Raw genomic sequence first — 21,049 nt, 5'->3', positions numbered from 1 at the left:
TGAGGGCATGTAACCATCCGGTTCAGGGCGATCCAACGAAGTTTTGCGCATATCGATATCGCGTGCGGCGCGAAGCGGATGACGCGCGCGGATGGCCATCCGCATGCGGCGCATGCGTGCAGTGCGTCTGCGTGCATCGCATCGCGTTGATTCGATTGCGGTTTCCCGCGCGGCTCTCCTCTCAGCCGACGCGCACGTACGCGCCGCCGGCCATCGTGAAGATCGCGCGCTTCGCAGTTTTCGCGCTGTCGATAGCAAAAATCATTATATGAATTACGCATGCTCGCACTCCTACAATGCGCAAATCGCATCATCGGAACGCGTCATGGAGCTGCATCAACTCGAAGCCTTTTCCGCGGTCATGTCGGCCGGCAGCGTGACCGGCGCGGGCGAACTGCTCGGCCGCTCGCAGCCGGCCGTCACGCGGCAGATCCAGGAGCTCGAAGCCGATCTCGGCTACGCGCTGTTCGACCGGCACGGCCCGCGCGTCACGCCGACGCGGCGCGCGTTCCTGCTGTACGAGGAAGTCGAGCGCTCGCTGGTCGGCCTGCGCGCGATCGAGGCACGGGCACGCGCGCTCGGAAACGAAACGGCCGAACCCGTGCGCATCGCGGCGACGCCGTCGCTCGCGGCCACGCTCGTGCCGGCCGCGCTCGCCGCGCTGCCCGACGGCGCACACGCCCCGCACTACCAGTTGCGCAGCGAATCGGCCGAGCATGTCGTGCACGAAGTGCTGGCCGGTACGGCCGATGTCGGCGTCGTCACGCTGCCGATGGCGCACGCGGGGCTCGACGTGCACTGGATCGCGCAGACGCCATGCGTCGCCGTGCTACCCGCCGGCGATCCGCTCGCGGCGAAGCCGCGCATCGCGCTGCGCGATCTCGCGCGCCGCCGCATCGTGACGGTCGCGAACCGGCACCGGCTGCGCCAGCGGATCGACGCGGCATTCGCGGCCGCGCGCGTCGAGGCGCGCGTGTTCATCGAAACCAATGCGTCGCTGAATGCGGTGATGGCCGCGCGCGCGGGCATCGGGATCGGCATCGTCGATCCGGCGACGGGCGTCGCGCTGCCGGTGGACGGCGTCGTCGCGCGCCCGCTCGACGTCGACATTCCGTTCGCGTTCGGCGTTGCGACGCCGGCCGGCAAGGCGCGCACGGCCGCCGTCGATGCGCTGCTCGACGCGCTGCACCGCACGACGCGCGCGCTGCTCGACGACGTGATTTTTCACGACGCCGCCGCGCACGACGCGCTGCTGCGCGGCGACCGGCTGCGCAGCGAAAGCGCACCGCGCCCGCCTCGCACGACACGTACACGCCGCACCCGCCCGGAGGCCGCATGACGACGCCGCTCGACGCGCTCGAAGCGCGGCTCGCGCAAGACCTGCGCTGGCTCGACCTGCCCGCGCCGTCGTGGGTGCCGCCGCGCGAAGCCGACGGCGCGCGCGTGCTCGACGTCGCGATCGTCGGCGGCGGCATGGCCGGGCTCGCAGCTTCCGCCGAACTGCGCCTGCTCGGCATCGACAACCAGTGCGTGATCGACCGCGCGCCGGCCGGCTACGAAGGGCCGTGGGTCACGTTCGCGCGAATGGACACGCTGCGCTCGCCGAAGCAGCTCTCGGGCCCCGCGCTCGGCCTGCCCGCGCTGACGTTCCGTGCGTGGTTCGAAGCGCAATACGGCCGCGACGCGTGGGACGCGCTCTACAAGATTCCGCGTACGCAATGGATGGATTACCTACGCTGGTATCGGCGCGTGCTCGACCTGCAGGTGCGCAACGACACGACGCTCGTCGCGCTGCGCCCGCGCGACGACGGGCTGCTCGCGCTCGACGTGCACGGCAACGGCGAAGCGCAGACGCTGCTCGCGCGGCACGTCGTGCTCGCGACCGGCCGCGACGGTCTCGGCGGCCCGTACGTGCCGCCCGTCGCGCCACGCGCACCGCGCACGCGCTGGGCCCACTCGTCCGAGCCGATCGACTTCGCGGCGCTCGCGGGCAAGCGTGTCGGCGTGGTCGGCGCGGGCGCCTCCGCGTTCGACAACGCGGGCACCGCGCTCGAAGCCGGCGCCGCGCGCGTCGACCTGTTCTTCCGCCGCGCGGACATTCCGCGCATCAACAAGCTGACGGGTATCGGCAGCCCGGGCCTCGTGCACGGCTACGCCGATCTCGACGATGAGACGAAGTGGCGCTTCATGCACTACGCGTTGACGTCGCAGACGCCACCGCCGCGCGACAGCGTGCTGCGCGTGTCGCGCCACGAGCACGCGCATTTTCATGCGGGCAGCCCGATCGAGACGCTCGCCGAACGTGCGGACGGCCTCGACGTGACAACGCCGCGCGGGCGCTATACCGTCGACTTCCTGATCTTCGCGACGGGCTTTCATTCGGACTGGACGACGCGCGCGGAATTCGCGTCGTTCGGGCGGCACGTGCGGCGCTGGAAGGATCGCTATCGACCGGAACCGGGTGCATGGCTCGACGAGCTCGCCGAATCGCCCGATCTCGGCCCCGCGTTTGCGTTCCAGGAACGCGAGCGCGGTGCGTGCCCTGCCGTCACGCGGATTCATTGCTTCAATCATGCGGCGAGCCTGAGCCACGGCAAGCTGTCCGGCGATATCCCGGCCATCAGCGCGGGCGCCCAACGGCTCGCGCGCGGCATCGCGAGCCGGCTGTTCGACGCCGACCGCGACCGGCACTACGATGCACTCGTCGCGTATGCGAACGCCGAACTGCAAGGCGACGAATGGCGCGACGACGACGCATGAGCGCGCATTCATCGATCACATGAACGACGAAGGGAACCAGAAACGATGACTGAATCCATCACGCCGGCCGCCGCGCCGGATACGATCGACGCGGTGGCCGGCCTGCGCGACGGCGATGCCGTGACTGCGCTGCGCCGCGCGCGCGACAAGGTGCTGCTCCATACGCGGCTGAGCGAAGCCGCGCTGTTCGATCCGGCGTTGCCCGATCTTTCGTTGATCGAAAGACTGCATGCGGCACGATACGTCGCGCGACGATCGAACGCGCACGCACTGGCCTCGACGTATCGCACGCGGCTGCTCGACGCGGGCGGCATCGCCGAGGACATCGCGCTCGCCGACGCCGATGCGTTCGACGCGCTGGCCCCGCGCGTTGGCGCGATCCTCGCTCATGCGCGGCTTTTGACACACGCGCCCGCCGATGCACGCCCCGCCGACCTCGATGCACTGAAGTCGGCCGGGCTCACGACGCCCGCGATCGTCGCGCTGTCGCAACTCGTTGCGTTCGTCGCGTATCAGTTGCGCGTCGCGGCTGCCGCACAAGCGCTTCAGGCACGCGCCGCCAAGGAGGCTGCATGACGACGTCCGTCCACGGCTTCACGTCCGACACGCTCGGCTGGCGCGCCTGGCTCGACACGGTATCGCTCGATGCCGCGACGCCCGATCAGCTTGCGGTACTCGAAGCGAGCCACCCGCATGCGAAAACGTCCGACTACTACCTGCTGCTCGTCCACCTGCCCGACATCCTGCGGCAGCGCTCGGGCGTGTTCAACGCGATCATGTACGGCCCCGGCGGGCTGTCGCGTGCCGAGCGCGAACTCGCCAGCACGGCCGTGTCGCGCGTGAATGGGTGCGTGTATTGCGCGTCGGTGCATGCGCAGCGCTTCGCGCAGCTAGCGAAACGCACCGATGCGATCGAGCAGGTGTTCGACGATCCGGCGACGGCCGGCACGACGGCACGCGAACGCGCGATCGTGCGTTATGCGATCGCGCTGACCGAGCGACCCGATACGGTCGACGCGGACGACATCGCCGCGCTTGAAGCCGAAGGGCTGACGCAGGAGGAAATCCTCGACCTGTCGCACGCGGTCGCGATCTTCGCGTGGGCGAACCGGTTGATGCTGACGCTGGGGGAGCCGGTGTTTCCGGAATCGGCAGCCAACGCGTGACGCGCCTGCGAGCACGCCTGCTCACCCGCAAGCCGTCGCGGGCCCTGCCCGCGTCACGCCTTGTGCGTCGACAACAAAATGCTCGTCTCGGTACTCGCGATCCCGTCGATCAACCGGATCGCGCCGAGCACGCGATCGAAATGCTCGAGCGAATCGGCATGCAATTCGGCGACGAGATCCCAGCGCCCGTTGGTACTGTGGATCGACGCGACGTTCGGATGCCCGCGCAGCACCTTCACCACTTCCGCGCCGCGATTGCCCTGCACCGCGATCGACATCAGCGCGCGGATCCGGTCGCGCTCGAACGCTTCTGCACGCACTTCAATTTCGAGCCGATCTGCTTCGATACGGCCGATGCCTGCGGGCGCCCGATCTATCACACGAACGTGAGGATGAGCGTCGCAACCGAGTTCGCGATGGTCGGCCTCGACCTGATCGCCGACCGCCGGCGCCGCACCGAAATCGCGCAACGCCTGACCGAAACGGGACGCGCGGTGATCGCGCTCGATCAGTCGCAGATCGCGAACTTCGCGGGCAATACGCTGGAATTGTCTGGAAGAAACGGGCGCGTGCTCACGCTGTCGCGGCGTGCGTTCGATTGCCTCACACCTGGCCAGCGCGCGACGATCGAGCGCTCCGCGCGGCTGCTGCCGCTTGACGTGCCGACGATCGAACTGGCCGGCGGATCGGTGCGCTGCATGCTCGCGGGGATTCATCTCGCGCGGCGGGCAACCACGCCGGATGCGGTCGCCGTGGCATCGGCCGCATCGCCACGCAAGACGACGCAGCAGATCTGAGCGGCAGGCTCGCAAAAAACCAAACGGCTGCCGATGCGATGCAACGGCAGCCGTTTTCTTGTTCGACGGGGCATTGAATCGGCGGGCGTCGGCCCGCATCGGCAACGCCGCGGAATGCTCAGGCATCCGAACGATACCGGAGCCCGCCGCGCTGCTCACCCGGCCAGCAGCTTCAACCCGGCCGGCAGCGTCTCGCCGAACACGCGCACCGTGTCGGCTTCGTCGAATGCGATCGCTTCGCGCACCATGTCGATCCATGCGGCCGACGCATTCGCGGCCGACAGACGCTTGATCACTGCGTCGCGCGTATCGTCCGGCAGGTCGCGCGAACGGTCGCCCGTCATCCGTGCGATCTGCGCGGCCGCGAACGCGGCCGGCTCGACCTGCTTCCAGTCGAGCGCGAACAGCGCATCGAGCCAGCCGTTGGCGACTTCCGCAGGCACGACACTGTGCGCGCTGCCGTAGAACGGCCGGCGCGCACCGATGCGCCCGAGCGCCCACGCGCAAAGCGCGCGCTCGGCCGGCTTCTGCAATTGCGCGATCAGGCGCTCGGCCAGCTCGATCTTGCGCTCGACGGGCAACCGTTCGAGCGAAGCGGACAGCCGCGTCATGTCGGCCGGGCCGACCTTGCCCGGATCGAACGGCAGCTTGCGCCGCTTGTCGTCGGACGGTTCGAGGAACGCGATCGCGTCGCGCACCTGCGTCTGCGCATCGTCGTCGAGACCGCCGGCCACGCGCCGCCACAGCGTCCACCACTCGGACCACACCTGAGCGTCGTTCACGTATTGAATCCCGTCGTCGAACAGCGGCCACAGCTGCTCGATGCGCCACGCATCGAGCGGATGGCCGAAGCCCGGACGCAGGCAATAACCGGCGAGATTCAGCCACGCGCGTTCGTGATCAGCGGAGCGCCGGCGGCGCCGCGCCCGCGCAAGCAACGCGTCGAACAGTTCGCGAGCGAGCGCGACGTCCCACTCTTCGCGCGCGCCGAGCACCTGTTCGAGCTGCGCGCGCAACCGGCGCGTATCCTTCGGCGTGACGTCCGCGGCCTTGCTGCCGAACGAGCGCTCGATCAGTTCGATGGCCTGGTCGAGACGCGGATGCCGCGCCGGCGCATCGTCGCCGCCGTGCGCCGGCGCATCGCCGCGCAACTGGAATTCGAGCCGCCAGCGGCGTGCCGCGTCGTCGGTCGCGGTGCAATGCATTTCGAGCGTGCCGACCTCGGTCAGCGATGCGGTGAGCTTCACCGGCGTTTCGCGCGCATCGCTGACCGCCTGCCGCTCGACGACCGTCGCGATCGGCGGCAGCCGCACGAAATCGCCGCTGTCGAGTTTGACGAGATCGCCGGGGCGGTACGCAGTCTCGGCCACCGTCGACACGAGGTGAAAACGCACCGGCTGCCCGAGCTGCAGCGCGAAGGTGCGATCCTCGAGCCGAATCTCGCGGCCCTCTTCCGCGCCGCGCGGCAGCAGGCAGACGCCGCGCGCGGCTGCGTCGCCGGCGCCATCGTCGAGCACGAGGAAATAGCTGCGCGCGGAACCGCCGCCGATGCGCGGCGCATGCCCGGCGCGCGCGAGCCCGTAGGCCACCGCGCCGCGCGCGACGGCCACGTCCGGATGCGCGTTGTGCAGCACGTCGAGCGGCGCGCCGCGCCACGCGCCGAGCGTCTGCGCGAGACGGCCGGCGAGCGCGCTCGCGCGGAACACGCCGCCGTTGAGCAGCAGCGTGTCGGGCAGCGGGCCTTCCGCATGACGGTTCAGAAACGCGGCGACGTGCCGCGTGACGGCCGGGTCGCTCGCATACGGCAGCCCGAATTCGACGATCGCGGCCCGCGCACGGCGCGGCAGTTCGCCGGCCTCGACCCGCGGAAAGAAACCGTCGACGACGATCTGTTCGACTTCCTGCCGCGTCAGCTCGGCCGAACGCGCGCCGCCAACGAGCTTGCTGCCCGCGCCGAGCAGCGTGACGGTGACGGACGCCGGCGCATCGTCGCCGAGCAGCCGCTCCTTCGCCGCACGGCAGCGCTCGGCGAGCTGCGACAGGCTCGCGGCCGACAGCCGCGTGCCGGGCTCCGTCAGCCGCGTCTCGACCAGGCGCGCGAGCGCGAGGTCCATGTTGTCGCCGCCGAGCATCAGGTGGTTGCCGACGCCGACGCGCGTAAAGGTCGGCTCGCCGTCGTCGCCCGGCGCGACATCGACGAGCGTGAGGTCGGTCGTGCCGCCGCCGACGTCGCAGATCAGCACGCGCCGCGCGTCGGCGAACGTGTCGCGCAACGTCGCGCGCTGGCCGTACAGCCAGTCGTAGAACGCGGCCTGCGGCTCTTCCAGCAGCCGCAGCGCGGGCAGCCGCGCGCGCCGCGCGGCCTCGACCGTCAACGCGCGCGCGCCGTCGTCGAACGACGCGGGCACCGTCAGGATCACGTCCTGCTTCGCGAGCGGCGCATCGGGAAAACGTGCGTCCCACGCGTTGCGCACATGCGCGAGATAACTCGCGCTCGCGTCGACCGGCGATACCTTGTCGACGCCGTCGGCCGCGCCCCACGGCAGGATCGCCGCGAGCCGGTCGACCGATGCATGCGACAGCCAGCTCTTCGCGCTCGTCACGAGCCGGCCCGGCACCTGCGCGCCGAGCGTGCGCGCATAGCGGCCGATCACGGCCAGCGTCGCACCGGCGGCCTTCGCTTTCGCATCGGCCGCCCACGGCAAGCGCAGCGCGTCCGGCGGCAATTCGCCGGCCGCCGGGTGATAGCGCACCGACGGCAGCAGCGGCTGCGCGGCCACCGCGCCGGGGCCGACCAGCTGCTCGACGTCGAACACGCGGATCGCGTCGGAGCCGGCCTCGACGTATGCGACGACCGTATTGCTTGTGCCGAGGTCGATGCCGACCGTATAGCGCTTCATCGTGCTCAGGCGGCGCCGCGCACGTCGAACTCGACCTTCCAGCGCTCGTTCGTGCCGCTCGGGATCGCCTCGAGCTCGAGCGTGCCGGCTTCGGTCACGCGCGCATGCAGTTTCACCGGCACGATCTCGCCGACCGTGCGCCCTTCGGCAGGCAGCGTCGCCTGGATTTCCTCGAGCTCCTGCAATTCTTCCGGCGACCAGTAGTCGAGCAGCGTGCCGACCTGGTCCTGGCGACGCACCGACGAACCGAAGAAGCGGAACTGCACCGGTTCGCCGACGACGAGGCCGAACTCCTGCGGCGGCAGCGCCGCGTCCGAGCCTTCCTCCATCCCGAACGGCGCGACGCACAGCGCCTGCACCGGCGGTTCGAGCCCCGGCACCGCGGGCATCGCCGATTCGATCGCGACGTAGTACGCACGCGCCGTGCCGCCGCGAATGCGCACGCCACGGCCGCGCTTCACGTAGCCGTAGTAAGCCGCGCCGCGCGCGACCGCGAGATCGAGATCGGCGCCTTCGAGCAGGCGCGCGGGCGGCGCGCCTTCGGCGGCCAGCCAGCTGTTGAGCGTATCGAGCACACGCTGCGTGAGCAGCGCCGACTTGAACACGCCGCCGTTGAACAGCACGGCCGTCGGATGCAGGAACGTCGCGCCCTGCGGCAGCGTGCGCTGCACGCCTTCGAGCGTGTCGAGCGCCGCGACCTGGCGGCCGAGGAACGCCGCGAGATGGCGCGTGATGCCCGCGTCCTGCGCATACGGCAGGCCGAGCTGCGTCAGGCCGACGCGCGCGCGGCTCACCGGGCGCGCGGCCGCATCGACCTGCGGGAAGAAGCCTTCGAGAATCGTCTGCGTGAGTTCCGCGCGCGTGAGCTCCGTGCGGATCGAACCGCCGATCAGCTTCGAGCCGCGGCTCGGCACGACGAGCGGCACCGCGTCGGTCGTCGGGTCGGACAGCAGCGTTTCCTTCGCGGCGCGGCATGCGTAGGTGAGCGCGCGCAGTTGCCACGGATCGGCCTGCGTGCCCTGCTGCGCGAGCTTGCGCGCGACCACGTGCGCGAGCGCGAGGTCCATGTTGTCGCCGCCGAGCAGGATGTGCTCGCCGACCGCCACGCGATGCAGTTCGAGATTGCCGTCGCGCTCGACCACCGCGATCAGCGACAGGTCGGTCGTGCCGCCGCCGACGTCGACGCACAGGATCAGGTCGCCGACCTGCACCTGCTTGCGCCAGCCGCCTTCGCTCTTCTGGATCCAGCTGTACAGCGCGGCCTGCGGCTCCTCGAGCAGCGTCATCCGCGTGTAGCCGGCGGCGCGCGCGGCCTCGGCCGTCAGTTCGCGCGCGGCCGGGTCGAACGAAGCGGGGATCGTCACCGTCACGTCCTGATCGACGAACGGCGCATCCGGATGCGTGTGGTCCCACGCTTCGCGCAGGTGCGTCAGGTAGCGGATCGAGCTTTCCAGCGGCGACACGCGCGACACTTCGGGCGGCGCATCGCTCGGCAGGATCGCCGCGCGGCGGTCGACGCCCGGGTGGCACAGCCAGCTCTTCGCGCTCGACACGAGGCGGATCGGCGTACCGGCGCCGCGCGTGCGCGCCATCTCGCCGACCGCGAAGCCGCGCGAGGCTGTCCACGGCAGCATCAGGTCGCCCTGCGTCAGTTCGCTTTCATGCGGCAGATAGAGGAACGACGGCAGCAGGTCGCGCGACTCCAGCGCGCCGGGCGCGGTGAGCTGCGCGATCGGCAGCACCTGCTGCGTGATTGTTTCGCCGTCGCTCGCGGCGCTGTCGACGTACGACAGCGCGCAGTGGGTCGTACCGAGGTCGATACCGATCGAATAGCGCGGATCGCTCACAGTTCCACCTCCGCCGGTGCGACCACCGATGCGTCGTGGCTGCCCGTCAGCTTCGGCAGGCGCACGTCGGCGACGCGCCAGCCGCGATGGCTGACGGTGCCCGTGAACGGCGCCGAGCCGACCACGTTGCCCGTCACGCGCACGGCCGTCGCGTCGAAACCGGCCGGCAGCGTCACGCGGCTGCCTTCGGCTTCGTCGCGCACCGGCACGATCGTGAAGTGTTCGCGCAGCGCGGCACGGCAGCCGTCGTGCACGAGACGCGCAGCCGCGCCGATGTCGGCGTCCGCGTAGCCGGCGATGTCTTCCTCGACGAAGTCGATGAAGCGCGCATCGCGCTGCAGCAGGCCGAGCAGTTGCAGCGCGGCCTGCGGGCTCGCTTCGCGCAACTCGGGCGCCGCGGCCTTCACGGGCGCAGGTGCGGGGGCCGGGGTCGGGGTCGGTGCGGCCGCGGGCGCCGGTGCGACCGGTGCCGGGGCGCCGTCGCGCACGCGCAGCACGCCGGCCGCGAACTCACGGTTGCCGAGCACGGAGAAGAACGTGCCGACGGCAAGCGACAGCCGGCCGAAGAAGGACAGGTTGGATTCGGGCATGGGGTCTGGACTCCTGTGGGCTCGCGACACGGCGAGCAATCTTGCCTGGGCGCCCGGCGGCGGCGTGCGAAATGCGCACTGCCGCCGCCCGGCGCGTGATTCGGACGCGCCCTCGCGGGTGCGGAAAACCCGTATTTTGCCCTGTGGCGGGCGAACCGGGCAGAAGTTGGGGGACAGAACATTGCGACGCGACGGTTTGGGCCGCGCCGGATCGCGCCGGATTGCACGTCAGGCGCGATCGATCGTGATGCTGCGCCGCGTCAGCGCGTGTAGCCGCGCAGCGCAGCCTTCGCTTCGAAATCGCGCGACAGCATGCCGAGCGTGACTTCGCCGAAGCGCGCCAGCAACGATGCTTCGGCGTCCTTCAACGTCGCCGACAGATGCGCGTTGACGGCCTGTTCGACCAGGCATTCGGGCTCGTCCTCCGGCACCAGATCGGAAAACAGCGGCGGCTCGCCCACCGCGCGATAGACGTCGAGCAGCGTGATGTCGTCGAGCGCGACGCTCAGCACCCAGCCGCCGCCGTGCCCTTTCTCCGACTGCACGTAGCCGCAGTCGCGCAAGCCGCCGAGCAGGCGCCGCACGACGACCGGATTCGTGGCCAGCATCGTCGCGATCGCCTCAGACGTCAGCGGGCCGTCGGCCTGGTCCATGTGGATCAGCGCATGCAGCATGCGCGACAAACGGCTGTCGGTTCTCACGGGCGGTGCTCCACTCTCTCGAAACTTCTAAAGTTGCATGAATGATACCATCGCCCTATCATGCAACTTCACGTGTTTCATGAGTTGGCCGCCATCGGGACACGTCCGTCATTCATGCAGGTTCAGGAAAGGAGCGGATGCATGCATAACCATCATGAAGTGATCGTGGTCGGCGGCAGCTTTGCGGGGCTGTCGGCCGCGATGCAGTTGACGCGCGCACGACGCCGCGTGCTCGTGATCGACGCGGGCCGGCCGCGCAACCGTTTTGCCGAGCACGCGCACGGCTTTTTCGGGCAGGACGGCAAGCCGCCCGCGCAGATCGTTGCCGAAGCCATCGCGCAACTGGATGCGTATCCGACCGTGCAGCGGATCGACGGCGAAGTGCGCACGGCCGAGCGCGATGCCGACGGCCGTTTCCACGTGATGCTGTCGGACGGCCGCCGCGCGAGCGCCGACCGGCTGATTCTCGCGACCGGCATCCGCGATGAACTGCCGCCGCTGCCGGGGCTTGCGGAACGCTGGGGCATCAGCGTGCTGCATTGTCCGTATTGCCATGGGTACGAGGTGAGTGGCCAACGGCTCGGCGTGCTCGCCACGCATCCGCTTTCCGTGCACCAGGCAATCCTGATTCCGGACTGGGGCCCGACGACGTGGTTCACGCAGGGCGTGGTCGAGGCGAATAAGGAAGAAGCCGCGTTGCTCGACGCCCGCGGCGTGCGCATCGAGCGGTCGCCGGTCGTTGAAATTCTTGGCGATGCGCCGCGCATCGAAGCGCTGCGGCTCGCCGACGGGCAGGTCGTCGCGATCGATGCGCTGTTCGTCGGTGCGCGCACGGTAATGGCAAGCGATCTCGCGCAGCAGCTCGGCTGTGAGTTCGACGAAGGGCCGCTTGGCTCCGCGATTCGCGTCGACACATGGAAGCAGACGAGCGTCGCCGGCGTGTATGCGGCCGGCGACGCGTCGAGCCTGATGACCAACGCGACGTTCGCGTCTGCGTCGGGGGTGGCGGCGGGGGTCGGTGCGCACCGGTCGTTGATTTTCGGGCTGCACGCTTGACGGGAATGCGTGCAGCCGGGCGTGACGCGACGCGCGTCGCTTTCGCCGCATGACGAAGGTCAACCTGTCGAGCCTGGCACGTGCTCGCACACGGTCGGTCATCGCACGCATTTGCCGCGATCCGCAGCCGCATCGATGGATTCGCGGCGTGATGTGCGGTTTAATGCTCGGCAACACCAGCATTAAGAGACATGAAATGCTCGATCTCGACGACCTTCGACTCGTTCGCGCGATCGGCGCGTCGCGCTCATTGGCCGCTGCCGCGCGCCTGCTCGATCTCACGCCGCCCGCGGTCACGATTCGCCTGCAGCGGATGGAGGCGCGATTGAGTGCACGGCTCGCCGTGCGGCAGTCGAAAGGGATCGCGTTGACCGACGAAGGGCAACGGCTGTACCAGGAAGCCGTCGATATTCTCGAGCGTGTGGAGGCGCTGCCGGTCAGCATCTCGGGCGACCACGGCGACGTGCAAGGCACGCTGCGCGTCGTCGCCCCGTTCGGCTTCGGGCGCAAGTACGTCGCGCGGATCGTGCGTGACGTGCAACGCGCACATCCGAAGCTGGAAATTTCGCTCCACCTGTCGGAGAGCCCGTTGACGAGCGCGTCGGCGGCCGACGTGGTCGTGCACGTCGGCAGCCTCAAGTCGTCGTCGTGGATCGGCTATCCGCTCGCGCCCAACGAGCGTTTCCTGTGTGCAAGCCCCGGCTACGCGCGTCGCATCAAGGAACTGAATCATCCGTCCGACCTCGCTCGATACGACTGCCTGTGCCTGCGCGAGAACGACGAGGACATTCCGCGATGGCGCTTCTCGCCAAGTGGCGACGGTCAACACGAGTCCGGACGGCCAACCGTGATCCGCGTCACGGGCGCGCTGTCCTCCAATGACGGCACCGTCATCACCGATTGGGCATTGTCCGGGCTCGGGATCGTGGAGCGCTCGGAATGGGACGTCGCCCCGCTGCTGGCGAGCGGCAAGCTCGTCCGGCTGCTGCCCGACTGGAGCCTGCCGCCCGCGCCTGTCACGGCGCTGTTGCCGTCGCGCACGGGCCGGTCCGCGCGCCAACGCGTTTTTCTCGAAGCTGCGCGGCAGTTCCTCGATCCGCCGCCGTGGCGCGGCAAGGCATGAGCCGCACCGCGGCCCGCGCGATCCAGTCGATTAAATCATGCTTAATGGTGGATTAGCCATGCGTTAAACACGGTGTCCGCCAGCCGCCCTACAGTGTTCGCTGTCGACAACATCGCAACCCAACGCATCGTGGACATTCAAACCCTCAACACCCCGGCCGCCTTGATCGATGTCGGCCGCATGCGTCGCAACATCGACCGCATGCAGGCGCATCTGGACGCACTCGGCGTCAGGTTCCGGCCGCACGTCAAGACCACCAAATGCCGGCAAGTCGTCGACGTGCAAATCGCGGCGGGCGCGCAGGGCATCACGGTGTCGACGCTCAAGGAAGCCGAGCAGTTCTTCGCGGGCGGCGTCCGGGACATCGTCTATGCGGTCGGCATGGTGCCCGCGAAGCTGGGCCAGGCGCTTGCGCTGCGCCGGCAGGGCTGCGACCTGAAGATCGTCGCCGACAGCCTGCAGGCCGCGCACGCGATCGCCGCATTCGGGCGCGAGCATGGCGAACGCTTCGAGGTCTGGATCGAAGTCGACGTCGACGGCCATCGCTCGGGCGTCCCGCCCGAAGGCGACCTGCTGATCGACGTGGGTCGCGCACTGGTCGACGGCGGGATGGCGCTTGGCGGGGTGCTCGCTCACGCGGGCTCCAGCTACGACTACAACACGCGCGAAGCGCTGGCGGCGATCGCCGAACAGGAGCGCAGCCGCACCGTGCGGGCCGCGGAGCGCCTCAGGGCCGCCGGGTTGCCCTGCCCGGTCGTCAGTATCGGTTCGACGCCCACCGCCCTCGCGGCGGAAAACCTCGACGGTGTCACCGAGGTCCGCGCCGGCGTGTATGTGCTGTTCGATCTCGTGATGCACAACATCGGCGTGTGCGAGCTGTCCGACATCGCGCTGTCGGTGCTGACCACCGTCATCGGCCACCAGGAAGAGAAAGGCTGGGCGATCGTCGACGCGGGCTGGATGGCGATGAGCCGCGATCGCGGCACGCAGCGGCAGGCGCGGGATTTCGGCTACGGGCAGGTCTGCACCGAAAACGGCGAAGTGCTCGGCGACTACGTCGTGAGCGGCGCGAACCAGGAGCACGGCATCGTGTCGCGGATCGGCTCGCCCGACACGGGCATCGCGCAGCGGTTTCCGATCGGAACGCGCCTGCGCATCCTGCCGAATCACGCATGCGCCACCGGCGCGCAACATCCCGAATATCAGGCCGTCGGCGAAGACGGGGTCGTACACACGTGGCCGCGCTTCTACGGGTGGTGAGCGGAGCGTGGCCTCCACGCCCCGTCCGGCCCAGGATTTGACTATTTGTCTAAATCTGGACACAATTTAAACCTTCCCGATTCGCCCCTGGGCCGGAAAGCCTGACCTGACATGCCGACAGACGCCCGACTCCTTCTTCTCGACCGCGATGCCGTCGAACCCGCCCTTCAGGCCGAGCAAGTGATTGCCGCGGTGCGGGAAGCCTTCGTGCTGCACAGCCAAAGGGCCGGACGCGTGTTCCCGGTGGTCCGCGAGAAGCTGCACACCGGCGGCGTATTCGGCATCAAGTCCGGCGACGTCGCGAGCCAGGATCTTCTCGGGTTCAAGGCGGCCGGATTCTGGCCCGGCAACCGGGCCCGCGGCGGCGAGCCGCATCAGGCAACCGTTGCGCTGTTCGATCCGGCCACGGGCCGCCCCCTCTGCATCATGGACGGCAACGCGATCACCACCGCGCGGACCGGTGCCGCCGGCGGCCTCGGGCTGCAACTGCTGGCCCGCCGCGACAGCACGCGGATCTGCGTGTTCGGCACGGGCGTGCAGGCGCGCGTCCAGCTCGAATACGCGCTCGGGCTGCTGCCGCAACGTTGCGCGGTGCGGTACGTGAACCGCAGCGACGAGCCGGACCCGGTGTTCGAATCGGCCTTCCATGAACGATGCGAGATTCGCGTCGCTCGCGACCGGAACGACGCGGTGGCCGACAGCGATGTGGTCATCACGGCAACGCCGGGCGGCGGTGCGTTGTTCGATGCGGATGCGGTTCAGCCGGGTACCCACCTGACCTGTGTGGGTGCCGACACCGCGGGCAAGCGCGAACTTCCGGCAGGCGTGCTGGAACGTGCGCGCATTTTCGTCGATGACCACGATCAGGCGCGCAGCATCGGCGAGTGCCAGTGGGCGCCGGATCTGCCGCGCACCGAAATCGGTGACCTGCTCGCCGGAACGGTGTCGATCGACCGCTCGCCGAGCGACGTCACCGTATTCGACATGACAGGGCTCGCGCTTCAGGATCTGACCGTTGCGCGTTTCCTGTTTGAGCAGGCCCTTGAAAACGGCACGGGAACCTCAGTACCATGGCCGTGGTGAACGCCCTCCACCCCGCACCGTCATCCGCCATGCGCCTGCCTGACGTATCCGCCCTCTCGTTCGACCTGGACGACACCCTGTGGCCGTTCGGACCTGCCGTCGAACGGGCCGAAGCGGCACTTCGCGCGTGGCTGATCGAGCACGCTCCCGATACCGCGAGCGTGCTGCCCACGCAACAGGCGCTGAGCGAGCTACGTGAGGAATACGAACGTTTGTGTCCGGATCTCGTCAGCGACTATCGCGCGTTGCGAATCGGCTCGATCAGGCTTGCGCTGGAGCGCGCGAACGCAGATGTCGCGCTGACCGAGCGTGCGTACGAAGTCTTCTATGCCGCGCGCAACAACGTCGAGTTCTATGAAGACGCGTTGCCGGCGCTGGCATGGCTGAGCGCCCGGTTTCCGTTGATCGCGGTGACCAACGGCAACGCGGACCTCCGGCTGACCGGCGGCGGAGAATTCTTTCGGGAAACGCTCAGCGCGCGTGCGCTCGGGATCGCGAAGCCGGAACCCGAAATATTCCATGCGGCGGCAGCGGCGCTCGACGTGCGTCCGGCGGAATTGCTGCACGTCGGGGACGACTTCCACCTCGATATCGTCGGTGCATTGAACGCGGGGCTTCAGGCGGCATGGGTGGTGCGCGACCATCAGCCGGAAGTGGAACGCGATCCGCAGCATGCCGCGACGCCGCACCTCACTCTCCGCGACCTGTCGATGCTGTGTCGCGCGCTCGGCGGGCCCGACAACATGTCGTGACCGCATGCGCGCGCCGCGCTCACGCTGCGTGCTGCACCGCTGTGAAACGCGGCTGACCGTCGGTTGTCCGTTGCGCAAACATCGCGGTCGGCCATGCCAATGCAGCGCATGACCGACCACCGCCCCGTCACGCCGCCTTGCGCGCCTCCGCAATGCGCTGCGGCGCCTTCGGCCGCGAGTAAAGGCGTTCGAGATACGCCCGCAGTTGCGGAAACGGTTCGATCAGGTTGCATTCGCTCGCCCAGTCGATCAGGTAGGCCGTCACGCAATCGGCCACCGTCAGCGAATCGCCGACGATGAATTCGCGCCCTTCGAGATGCTTGTCGAGGATCGAAGCCATCGTCGCGAAATCCTCCCGCGCCAGCTCGATATCGGCCGGCGAACGCTTCTCCGGCGGATAGATAAACGAATGCCGCGCGATCCGCCACAGCGGCTGCTCGAGCTCCGTCACCGCGAACATGACCCACCGATAGGCCTGGGCACGCAGCGCCGGATCGACCGGCAGCAGCGCCTTCTCCGGATACTTGTCCGCGAGATACAGCACGATCGCGGCCGACTCGGGAATCACGAGATCGCCGTCCACCAGCACCGGCACCTTGCCGGCCGGATTGAGGCGCACGAATTCGGGCTGCTTGTGCTCGCCCGTAAGCAGGTTGACCGACACGAACTCGAAATCCGCATCCAGTTCCTTCAGCCCCCACAGCGCGCGTTGCGTGCGGGTGCCGGCAAATCCGTAAAGCTTCATCGCCAGTCTCCATCCAGAATGTCGGGGAAATCTCCGCATGCAGGTCACGGCACATCGACGCAACGCGATGCGCAGCGGCCGGCATCGTTCACGCGCCGGGAATCGCCAGCACCGGCATCACGTCGATCGTCTCGCCCGGGAAAATCGTGAAATGCGGATGGCCTTCGAACATCGCGGCCGCCGCGTCGTGCGAAGCCGCCCGCACGACGGTGAAGCCGCTCAGCGCGTTGGCCGTGTCCTTGATGCCGCCCGCATCGATGGTCTTGGTCTTGCCGAGCGGCCCGCCCAGCTCGACGATCGCGTCGCGATGGCGGTCGACCCATGCCTTCCATGCGGCGATGCCCTCCTGCTCTTTCGCGCGCCGCTCCTGGTCCGAAAGCGCGACCCACGCCTTCATCCGCGGGCTGTCCTTGCTGCCGAGGAATACGGCGAGATACAACTGCTGTTGAGCACTCATGCTTTCTCCTCCGATGACGGGCGCGGCGGGCTGCCGCGCCTCGACCTTGACACGATAGGTTGATATCAACACAATTGCAACATGGCACGAAAAGAAAAGCTCCCTTTCGAAACGACGCTGATGGTGCGCGATTGCTGCCTGTGCCTGCACATGCAGCGCGCGGCGCGCAATCTTGCGCGCATCTTCGACGATGTGCTGCGTCCGCTGGATCTGACCAACGGCCAGTTTTCGCTGCTGATGTCGCTGAACCGGCCTCAGCCGGCCCCGATGAAATCGGTCGCGTCACTGCTCGCGATGGACCGCACCACGCTGACCGCCGCGCTCAAGCCGCTCGAGCGGCGCGGGCTCGTCACGATCGCGCAGGATCCGGACGACGGGCGCAGCCGCCTGCTCGAACTGACGCAGGCCGGCCACGATCTATTGGCCGAAGCGTTTCCGCTGTGGCAACAAACGCATGCCGACATCGAACGGCAATTCGCGCCGGGAGAAGTCGACCTGTTGCGCGGCCAGTTGCACGCACTGTCGCAGGAGCCGGCTGCGCGCGGTTGAACCGGCGCGCGGATCGCGGCCGCGGCGTGCCGCCTATTTCCTGCCCTTCTTCGGCAGCAGCAGTTGCGCGAATTCCTGCAGGAAATGCACGGGGCCGCGCTCGTGCAGCGCACGCCCGCTGCTCAGCGCACCGTCGATGACGGTCGCGAGCCGCAGCGCGAAAATTTCCGGTTCGTCGATCCGCATCGCGCTCGCCAGCTCCATCAACCGGCGCCGCAGTTCCTGCTTGTGCGCGACGGCGACCTTGCGGGCCGGATGGTTGTCGTCCGCATATTCGGCGGCGATGTTGATCTGCGGGCAGCCGCGATAGCCGGGCCGCGCAATGCGCTCGCCGATCCATTGAAGCTGCGCATCCAGTTCCTCGCGCGGCGTGCGCTTGTACTGCTGCGCCACCGCATCCCAATGCGCCCAGAAATCCGCGTCCTCGCGCAGCAGGAACGCCTCGATCAGGTCGTCCTTCGTCGTGAAGTGGCGATAGAGACTCGTCTTCGCGACGCCCGCCTGCGCGACGATCAGGTCCACGCCAACCGCGCGCGTGCCTTCCCGGTAGAACAGCTCGCTGGCCGTTTGCAGAATGCGCTCGCGCGTATCGAGCGCGCTACCTTGTGTGTCCGTTCCCTTTTTCATCCAAGCCCGGCCGCCCAGGGCCGCCCGTACCGCAACAGTGGGCCGATCATAGCACCGTGAGGTTGACGACGCTACAGGTCTGTACTATAAAACAGACCGTTCTGTAGCGGAGTTGATCATGGACGATCGAAAGACGGTTGCGGTCTATGGCGCCACGGGTCACACCGGGCGGTTCGTCGTCGCCGAACTGGCCCGGCGCGGCGTTGGCGCGATCCGCATCGGCCGCGATGCCGCGCGGCTCGCGGAAGGCGGCACAAGCGACGCCGCGCGTTCGCGCGTCGCGGCGATCGACGATCCGGCCGCGCTCGATGCCGCGTTGCGCGGCGCGGATGCGGTGATCAACTGCGCGGGCCCGTACCTCGATACCGCGCTGCCGCTGGCCGATGCCGCGCTGCGGGCCGGCATCCCCTATCTCGACCTGACGGCCGAACAGCCGTCGGTGCTGGCGCTGGCCGAACAGGTTGATGCCCGTGCGCGCGCGACAGGCGTGACCGTCGTTCCAGCCGCGGCGTTCTACGGCGGCCTGGCCGACCTGCTCGTCACGGCCGTCGTCGACCAACGCAAGCCGATCGATCGCGTCGATATCGCGACCGGCCTCGACAGCTGGCACCCGACGCGCGGCACGCGCGTGACGGGCGAACGCAATCGCGCGGTGCGGCTCGTCCATAAGGATGGCAAACCGACGCCGGTGCCGTCGACGCCGCGCGAACGCGTGTGGCCGTTCCCGGCGCCGATCGGCAGCGTCGACGTGACGCTGCTGCCGTTTTCGGAAGTGATGACACTGTCGCGTCATCTGCGCATCGATACGATCGAATCGTGGCTCGCGACGCTCGCGCTGCGCGACGTGCGCGATGCCGCCACGCCGCCGCCCGAGCCGACCGATGCGCTGGGCCGGTCGGCGCAGCAGTTCGCGATGGACGCGATCGTCGTGCAGGGCGGCACGACGCATCGCGTGACGGCATCGGGACGCGACATCTACGCGGTCAGCGCACCGATCATCGTCGAGGCGGCCGTGCGCCTGATGACGGGCGAGGCCACGGTTTCAGGCGGCGTGCGCAGCCTCGGCGAATTGTTCGACGCGCGCGATTTCCTCGCGGCGCTCGATACGGTGGCAATATCGTTCGGCACGACCACCGATCCGGTTTTCACAAGGAGAGACAAGCATGACGAGCAATGAGAAAGGCGCGTATTTCCGGTCGCTTCACCGCGCAGGCCAGCCGCTGGCGCTGTTCAACGTGTGGGACGCCGGCAGTGCGCGCACTGCGGCCGACGCGGGTGCGGTCGCGCTGGCGACCGGGAGCTGGTCGGTAGCCGCGGCCAATGGTTTCGTCGATGGCGAGCAGATGCCGCGCGCGCTCTTGATGGAAGTGCTCGAGCGGATCACGCGTGCGACGAACTTGCCCGTCACCGTCGATCTCGAAAGCGGGTACGGCGAGCGGCCCGAGGATGTCGCCGAAACGATCGCGCTCAGCATCGAAGCCGGCGCGGTCGGCAGCAACCTCGAAGACAGTTTTCCGGCGACGGGCGAATTGCGTGACGTCGAAGAAGCGGCAGCGCGTCTCGCGGCGGCACGGCAGGCGGCCGATCGCGCGGGCGCCGACTACTTCATCAATGCGCGTACCGACGTGTTCTTCAAGGCGCCGGCCGACACGCACGACGAACGCCTGCTCGACGAAACGCTGGCCCGCGCACGTGCATATGCGGCGGCCGGTGCCGACGGTCTCTTCGTGCCGGGCCTTCAGTCGCCTGCGCTCATTCGCAAGCTGACGGCCGCGTCGCCGCTGCCGGTGAACGTGATGCGCGTCGCGGAAACGCCGACGCTCGCCGACCTCGCCGAATACGGCGTGGCCCGCATCAGCCACGGGCCGTATCCGTATCTGCAGGCGATGAAGGCGCTTGCGGCGATGGTCAGGCAAGGCGGCTAGCGGATTCCCGGGACGGCCGGGCATCGCGGCGCCCGCTGAACGATTACATGCGATGTAATTGGCGCGCGACACGACCGTCCCTACGCTTCGGGTGTCGCGCCGCCATTCCGGCGGCGCTCGTCGCCCGGGAGACATCATGTCCGCCTATCCGCTTCATACGATCGATTCGGCGCCTGCCGAATCGAAGCCCGTACTCCGGCAGCTTCAGCAAACCTTCGGCCTGATCCCGAACATCGCCGCGACGATGGCCGCATCGCCGGTGCTGATCAACGGCTTCATCGGCCTGTTCGAGCGCGTGCACGCCAGCAGCCTCACGGAACCGCAGATCCAGACGCTGCTGCTCACCAACGCGGTCACGAACGCGAGCGAATGGCCCGTCGCGTTCCATACCGCGCTCGCGCTGAAACAGGGTGTGCTCCGCGCCGACGTCGACGCGATCCGTCGCGGCGGCCTGCCCGGCGACGCGAAACTGGCTGCGCTGTCGGCCATCGCGCGCACGCTGATCGAAATGCGTGGCCGCCTTGCCGACACCGACCGGCAAACCTTCCTCGATGCCGGATTCAGCGCCGAACAGTTGCTCGAAGTCATCGCGGTGGTCGCCGCGTCGACGATCACGAACTACGTCGGCAGCGTGACGCATCCCACACTCGAAGCCCCGTTCGACGCGTTCGCATGGCATGCGAGCGCCGCGTGAGTCCGTTATAGTCGTGC

At 68.6% G+C, this 21,049-nt stretch carries 20 protein-coding genes and 2 pseudogenes; 14 read left to right on the top strand and 8 right to left on the bottom strand.

Features of this window, described 5'->3' with window-relative positions:
- Positions 1-325: 325 nt before the first annotated feature.
- The 4 genes from FPJ27_RS06665 to FPJ27_RS06650 are packed head-to-tail and all read left to right on the top strand — an operon-like array spanning position 326 to position 3,926.
- On the top strand, positions 326-1,339 hold the full coding sequence (locus tag FPJ27_RS06665; RefSeq protein ID WP_204422397.1) for a LysR family transcriptional regulator: 1,014 nt from the start codon (positions 326-328) through the stop codon (positions 1,337-1,339).
- A complete protein-coding gene (locus FPJ27_RS06660; RefSeq protein WP_204422396.1) occupies positions 1,336-2,760 on the top strand; it encodes an NAD(P)/FAD-dependent oxidoreductase in 1,425 nt (474 codons plus the stop codon). The genes FPJ27_RS06665 and FPJ27_RS06660 overlap by 4 nt, the downstream gene beginning before the upstream one ends.
- Before the next feature lie 45 nt (positions 2,761-2,805).
- Positions 2,806-3,336, top strand: a complete 531-nt coding sequence (locus tag FPJ27_RS06655; protein WP_204422395.1) for a hypothetical protein — start codon at positions 2,806-2,808, stop codon at positions 3,334-3,336.
- The gene (locus tag FPJ27_RS06650; RefSeq protein ID WP_204422394.1) at positions 3,333-3,926 is read left to right on the top strand and encodes a peroxidase-related enzyme; all 594 of its coding nucleotides are present in this window, start codon (positions 3,333-3,335) and stop codon (positions 3,924-3,926) included. The genes FPJ27_RS06655 and FPJ27_RS06650 overlap by 4 nt, the downstream gene beginning before the upstream one ends.
- A gap of 53 nt (positions 3,927-3,979) precedes the next feature.
- Here the strand turns inward: FPJ27_RS06650 and FPJ27_RS06645 are convergent.
- Positions 3,980-4,282 (bottom strand): annotated as a pseudogene (locus FPJ27_RS06645) (Lrp/AsnC ligand binding domain-containing protein); the annotation flags it as partial.
- Here FPJ27_RS06645 and FPJ27_RS06640 point away from each other — a divergent pair.
- A pseudogene (locus FPJ27_RS06640) lies at positions 4,205-4,723 on the top strand (arginine deiminase-related protein); the annotation flags it as partial. The pseudogenes FPJ27_RS06645 and FPJ27_RS06640 sit on opposite strands and share 78 nt — an antisense overlap.
- A 155-nt stretch (positions 4,724-4,878) precedes the next feature.
- Here the strand turns inward: FPJ27_RS06640 and FPJ27_RS06635 are convergent.
- From FPJ27_RS06635 to FPJ27_RS06620, 4 genes are all read right to left on the bottom strand, one after another.
- Entirely contained in the window at positions 4,879-7,623 is a 2,745-nt protein-coding gene (locus FPJ27_RS06635; protein WP_204422393.1) for an Hsp70 family protein, read from the bottom strand.
- Between the two features lie 5 nt (positions 7,624-7,628).
- Entirely contained in the window at positions 7,629-9,470 is a 1,842-nt protein-coding gene (locus tag FPJ27_RS06630) for an Hsp70 family protein (RefSeq protein WP_204422392.1), read from the bottom strand.
- Positions 9,467-10,060: a DUF2760 domain-containing protein gene (locus tag FPJ27_RS06625; RefSeq protein ID WP_072442204.1), complete on the bottom strand. Its 594-nt coding sequence runs from the start codon at positions 10,058-10,060 to the stop codon at positions 9,467-9,469. The genes FPJ27_RS06630 and FPJ27_RS06625 overlap by 4 nt, the downstream gene beginning before the upstream one ends.
- Positions 10,061-10,320: 260 nt before the next feature.
- The gene (locus FPJ27_RS06620; protein WP_072442206.1) at positions 10,321-10,761 is read right to left on the bottom strand and encodes an Rrf2 family transcriptional regulator; all 441 of its coding nucleotides are present in this window, start codon (positions 10,759-10,761) and stop codon (positions 10,321-10,323) included.
- A 141-nt stretch (positions 10,762-10,902) separates the two neighbouring features.
- On the opposite strand from FPJ27_RS06620, the gene FPJ27_RS06615 reads away from it, so the two are divergent.
- The 5 genes from FPJ27_RS06615 (at position 10,903) to FPJ27_RS06595 (ending at position 16,035) form a co-directional block, all read left to right on the top strand.
- Positions 10,903-11,817: an NAD(P)/FAD-dependent oxidoreductase gene (locus FPJ27_RS06615; protein ID WP_204422391.1), complete on the top strand. Its 915-nt coding sequence runs from the start codon at positions 10,903-10,905 to the stop codon at positions 11,815-11,817.
- A gap of 163 nt (positions 11,818-11,980) precedes the next feature.
- On the top strand, positions 11,981-12,940 hold the full coding sequence (locus FPJ27_RS06610) for a LysR substrate-binding domain-containing protein (protein ID WP_204423087.1): 960 nt from the start codon (positions 11,981-11,983) through the stop codon (positions 12,938-12,940).
- Positions 12,941-13,069: 129 nt separating this feature from the next.
- Entirely contained in the window at positions 13,070-14,200 is a 1,131-nt protein-coding gene (locus FPJ27_RS06605; protein ID WP_204423085.1) for a DSD1 family PLP-dependent enzyme, read from the top strand.
- A 111-nt stretch (positions 14,201-14,311) separates the two neighbouring features.
- Positions 14,312-15,283, top strand: a complete 972-nt coding sequence (locus tag FPJ27_RS06600; protein ID WP_204422390.1) for an ornithine cyclodeaminase family protein — start codon at positions 14,312-14,314, stop codon at positions 15,281-15,283.
- A 29-nt stretch (positions 15,284-15,312) separates the two neighbouring features.
- Positions 15,313-16,035: an HAD family hydrolase gene (locus FPJ27_RS06595; RefSeq protein WP_204422389.1), complete on the top strand. Its 723-nt coding sequence runs from the start codon at positions 15,313-15,315 to the stop codon at positions 16,033-16,035.
- 127 nt (positions 16,036-16,162) lie between these two features.
- On the opposite strand, the gene FPJ27_RS06590 is transcribed toward FPJ27_RS06595, so the two are convergent.
- Positions 16,163-16,780: a glutathione S-transferase family protein gene (locus FPJ27_RS06590; RefSeq protein ID WP_204422388.1), complete on the bottom strand. Its 618-nt coding sequence runs from the start codon at positions 16,778-16,780 to the stop codon at positions 16,163-16,165.
- A gap of 88 nt (positions 16,781-16,868) precedes the next feature.
- A complete protein-coding gene (locus tag FPJ27_RS06585; RefSeq protein WP_072442218.1) occupies positions 16,869-17,237 on the bottom strand; it encodes a YciI family protein in 369 nt (122 codons plus the stop codon).
- An 81-nt stretch (positions 17,238-17,318) separates the two neighbouring features.
- On the opposite strand from FPJ27_RS06585, the gene FPJ27_RS06580 reads away from it, so the two are divergent.
- The gene (locus tag FPJ27_RS06580; protein ID WP_072442220.1) at positions 17,319-17,786 is read left to right on the top strand and encodes a MarR family transcriptional regulator; all 468 of its coding nucleotides are present in this window, start codon (positions 17,319-17,321) and stop codon (positions 17,784-17,786) included.
- A 33-nt stretch (positions 17,787-17,819) separates the two neighbouring features.
- Here the strand turns inward: FPJ27_RS06580 and FPJ27_RS06575 are convergent, their stop codons facing one another.
- On the bottom strand, positions 17,820-18,413 hold the full coding sequence (locus FPJ27_RS06575; protein ID WP_204422387.1) for a TetR/AcrR family transcriptional regulator: 594 nt from the start codon (positions 18,411-18,413) through the stop codon (positions 17,820-17,822).
- Positions 18,414-18,531: 118 nt separating this feature from the next.
- Here FPJ27_RS06575 and FPJ27_RS06570 point away from each other — a divergent pair, with 118 nt between their 5' ends.
- The 3 genes from FPJ27_RS06570 to FPJ27_RS06560 all read left to right on the top strand — a co-directional run bounded on the left by FPJ27_RS06570 (position 18,532) and on the right by FPJ27_RS06560 (position 21,032).
- Positions 18,532-19,590, top strand: coding sequence for a saccharopine dehydrogenase NADP-binding domain-containing protein (locus tag FPJ27_RS06570; protein WP_204422386.1), 1,059 nt, complete (start codon positions 18,532-18,534; stop codon positions 19,588-19,590).
- On the top strand, positions 19,577-20,338 hold the full coding sequence (locus FPJ27_RS06565; RefSeq protein WP_204422385.1) for an isocitrate lyase/phosphoenolpyruvate mutase family protein: 762 nt from the start codon (positions 19,577-19,579) through the stop codon (positions 20,336-20,338). The genes FPJ27_RS06570 and FPJ27_RS06565 overlap by 14 nt, the downstream gene beginning before the upstream one ends.
- Positions 20,339-20,474: 136 nt before the next feature.
- Positions 20,475-21,032 carry a carboxymuconolactone decarboxylase family protein gene (locus tag FPJ27_RS06560; RefSeq protein WP_204422384.1) on the top strand — a complete coding sequence of 186 codons (558 nt, stop codon included), beginning with the start codon at positions 20,475-20,477 and terminating at the stop codon, positions 21,030-21,032.
- Positions 21,033-21,049 lie beyond the last annotated feature (17 nt).

The sequence above is a fragment of the Burkholderia sp. MS455 genome, assembly GCF_016899445.1.
In the GTDB taxonomy this organism is placed as follows: domain Bacteria; phylum Pseudomonadota; class Gammaproteobacteria; order Burkholderiales; family Burkholderiaceae; genus Burkholderia; species Burkholderia pyrrocinia_C.
Note: the sequence above shows the minus strand (reverse complement) of the source record. Positions and strands in the feature narration are given on the sequence as shown.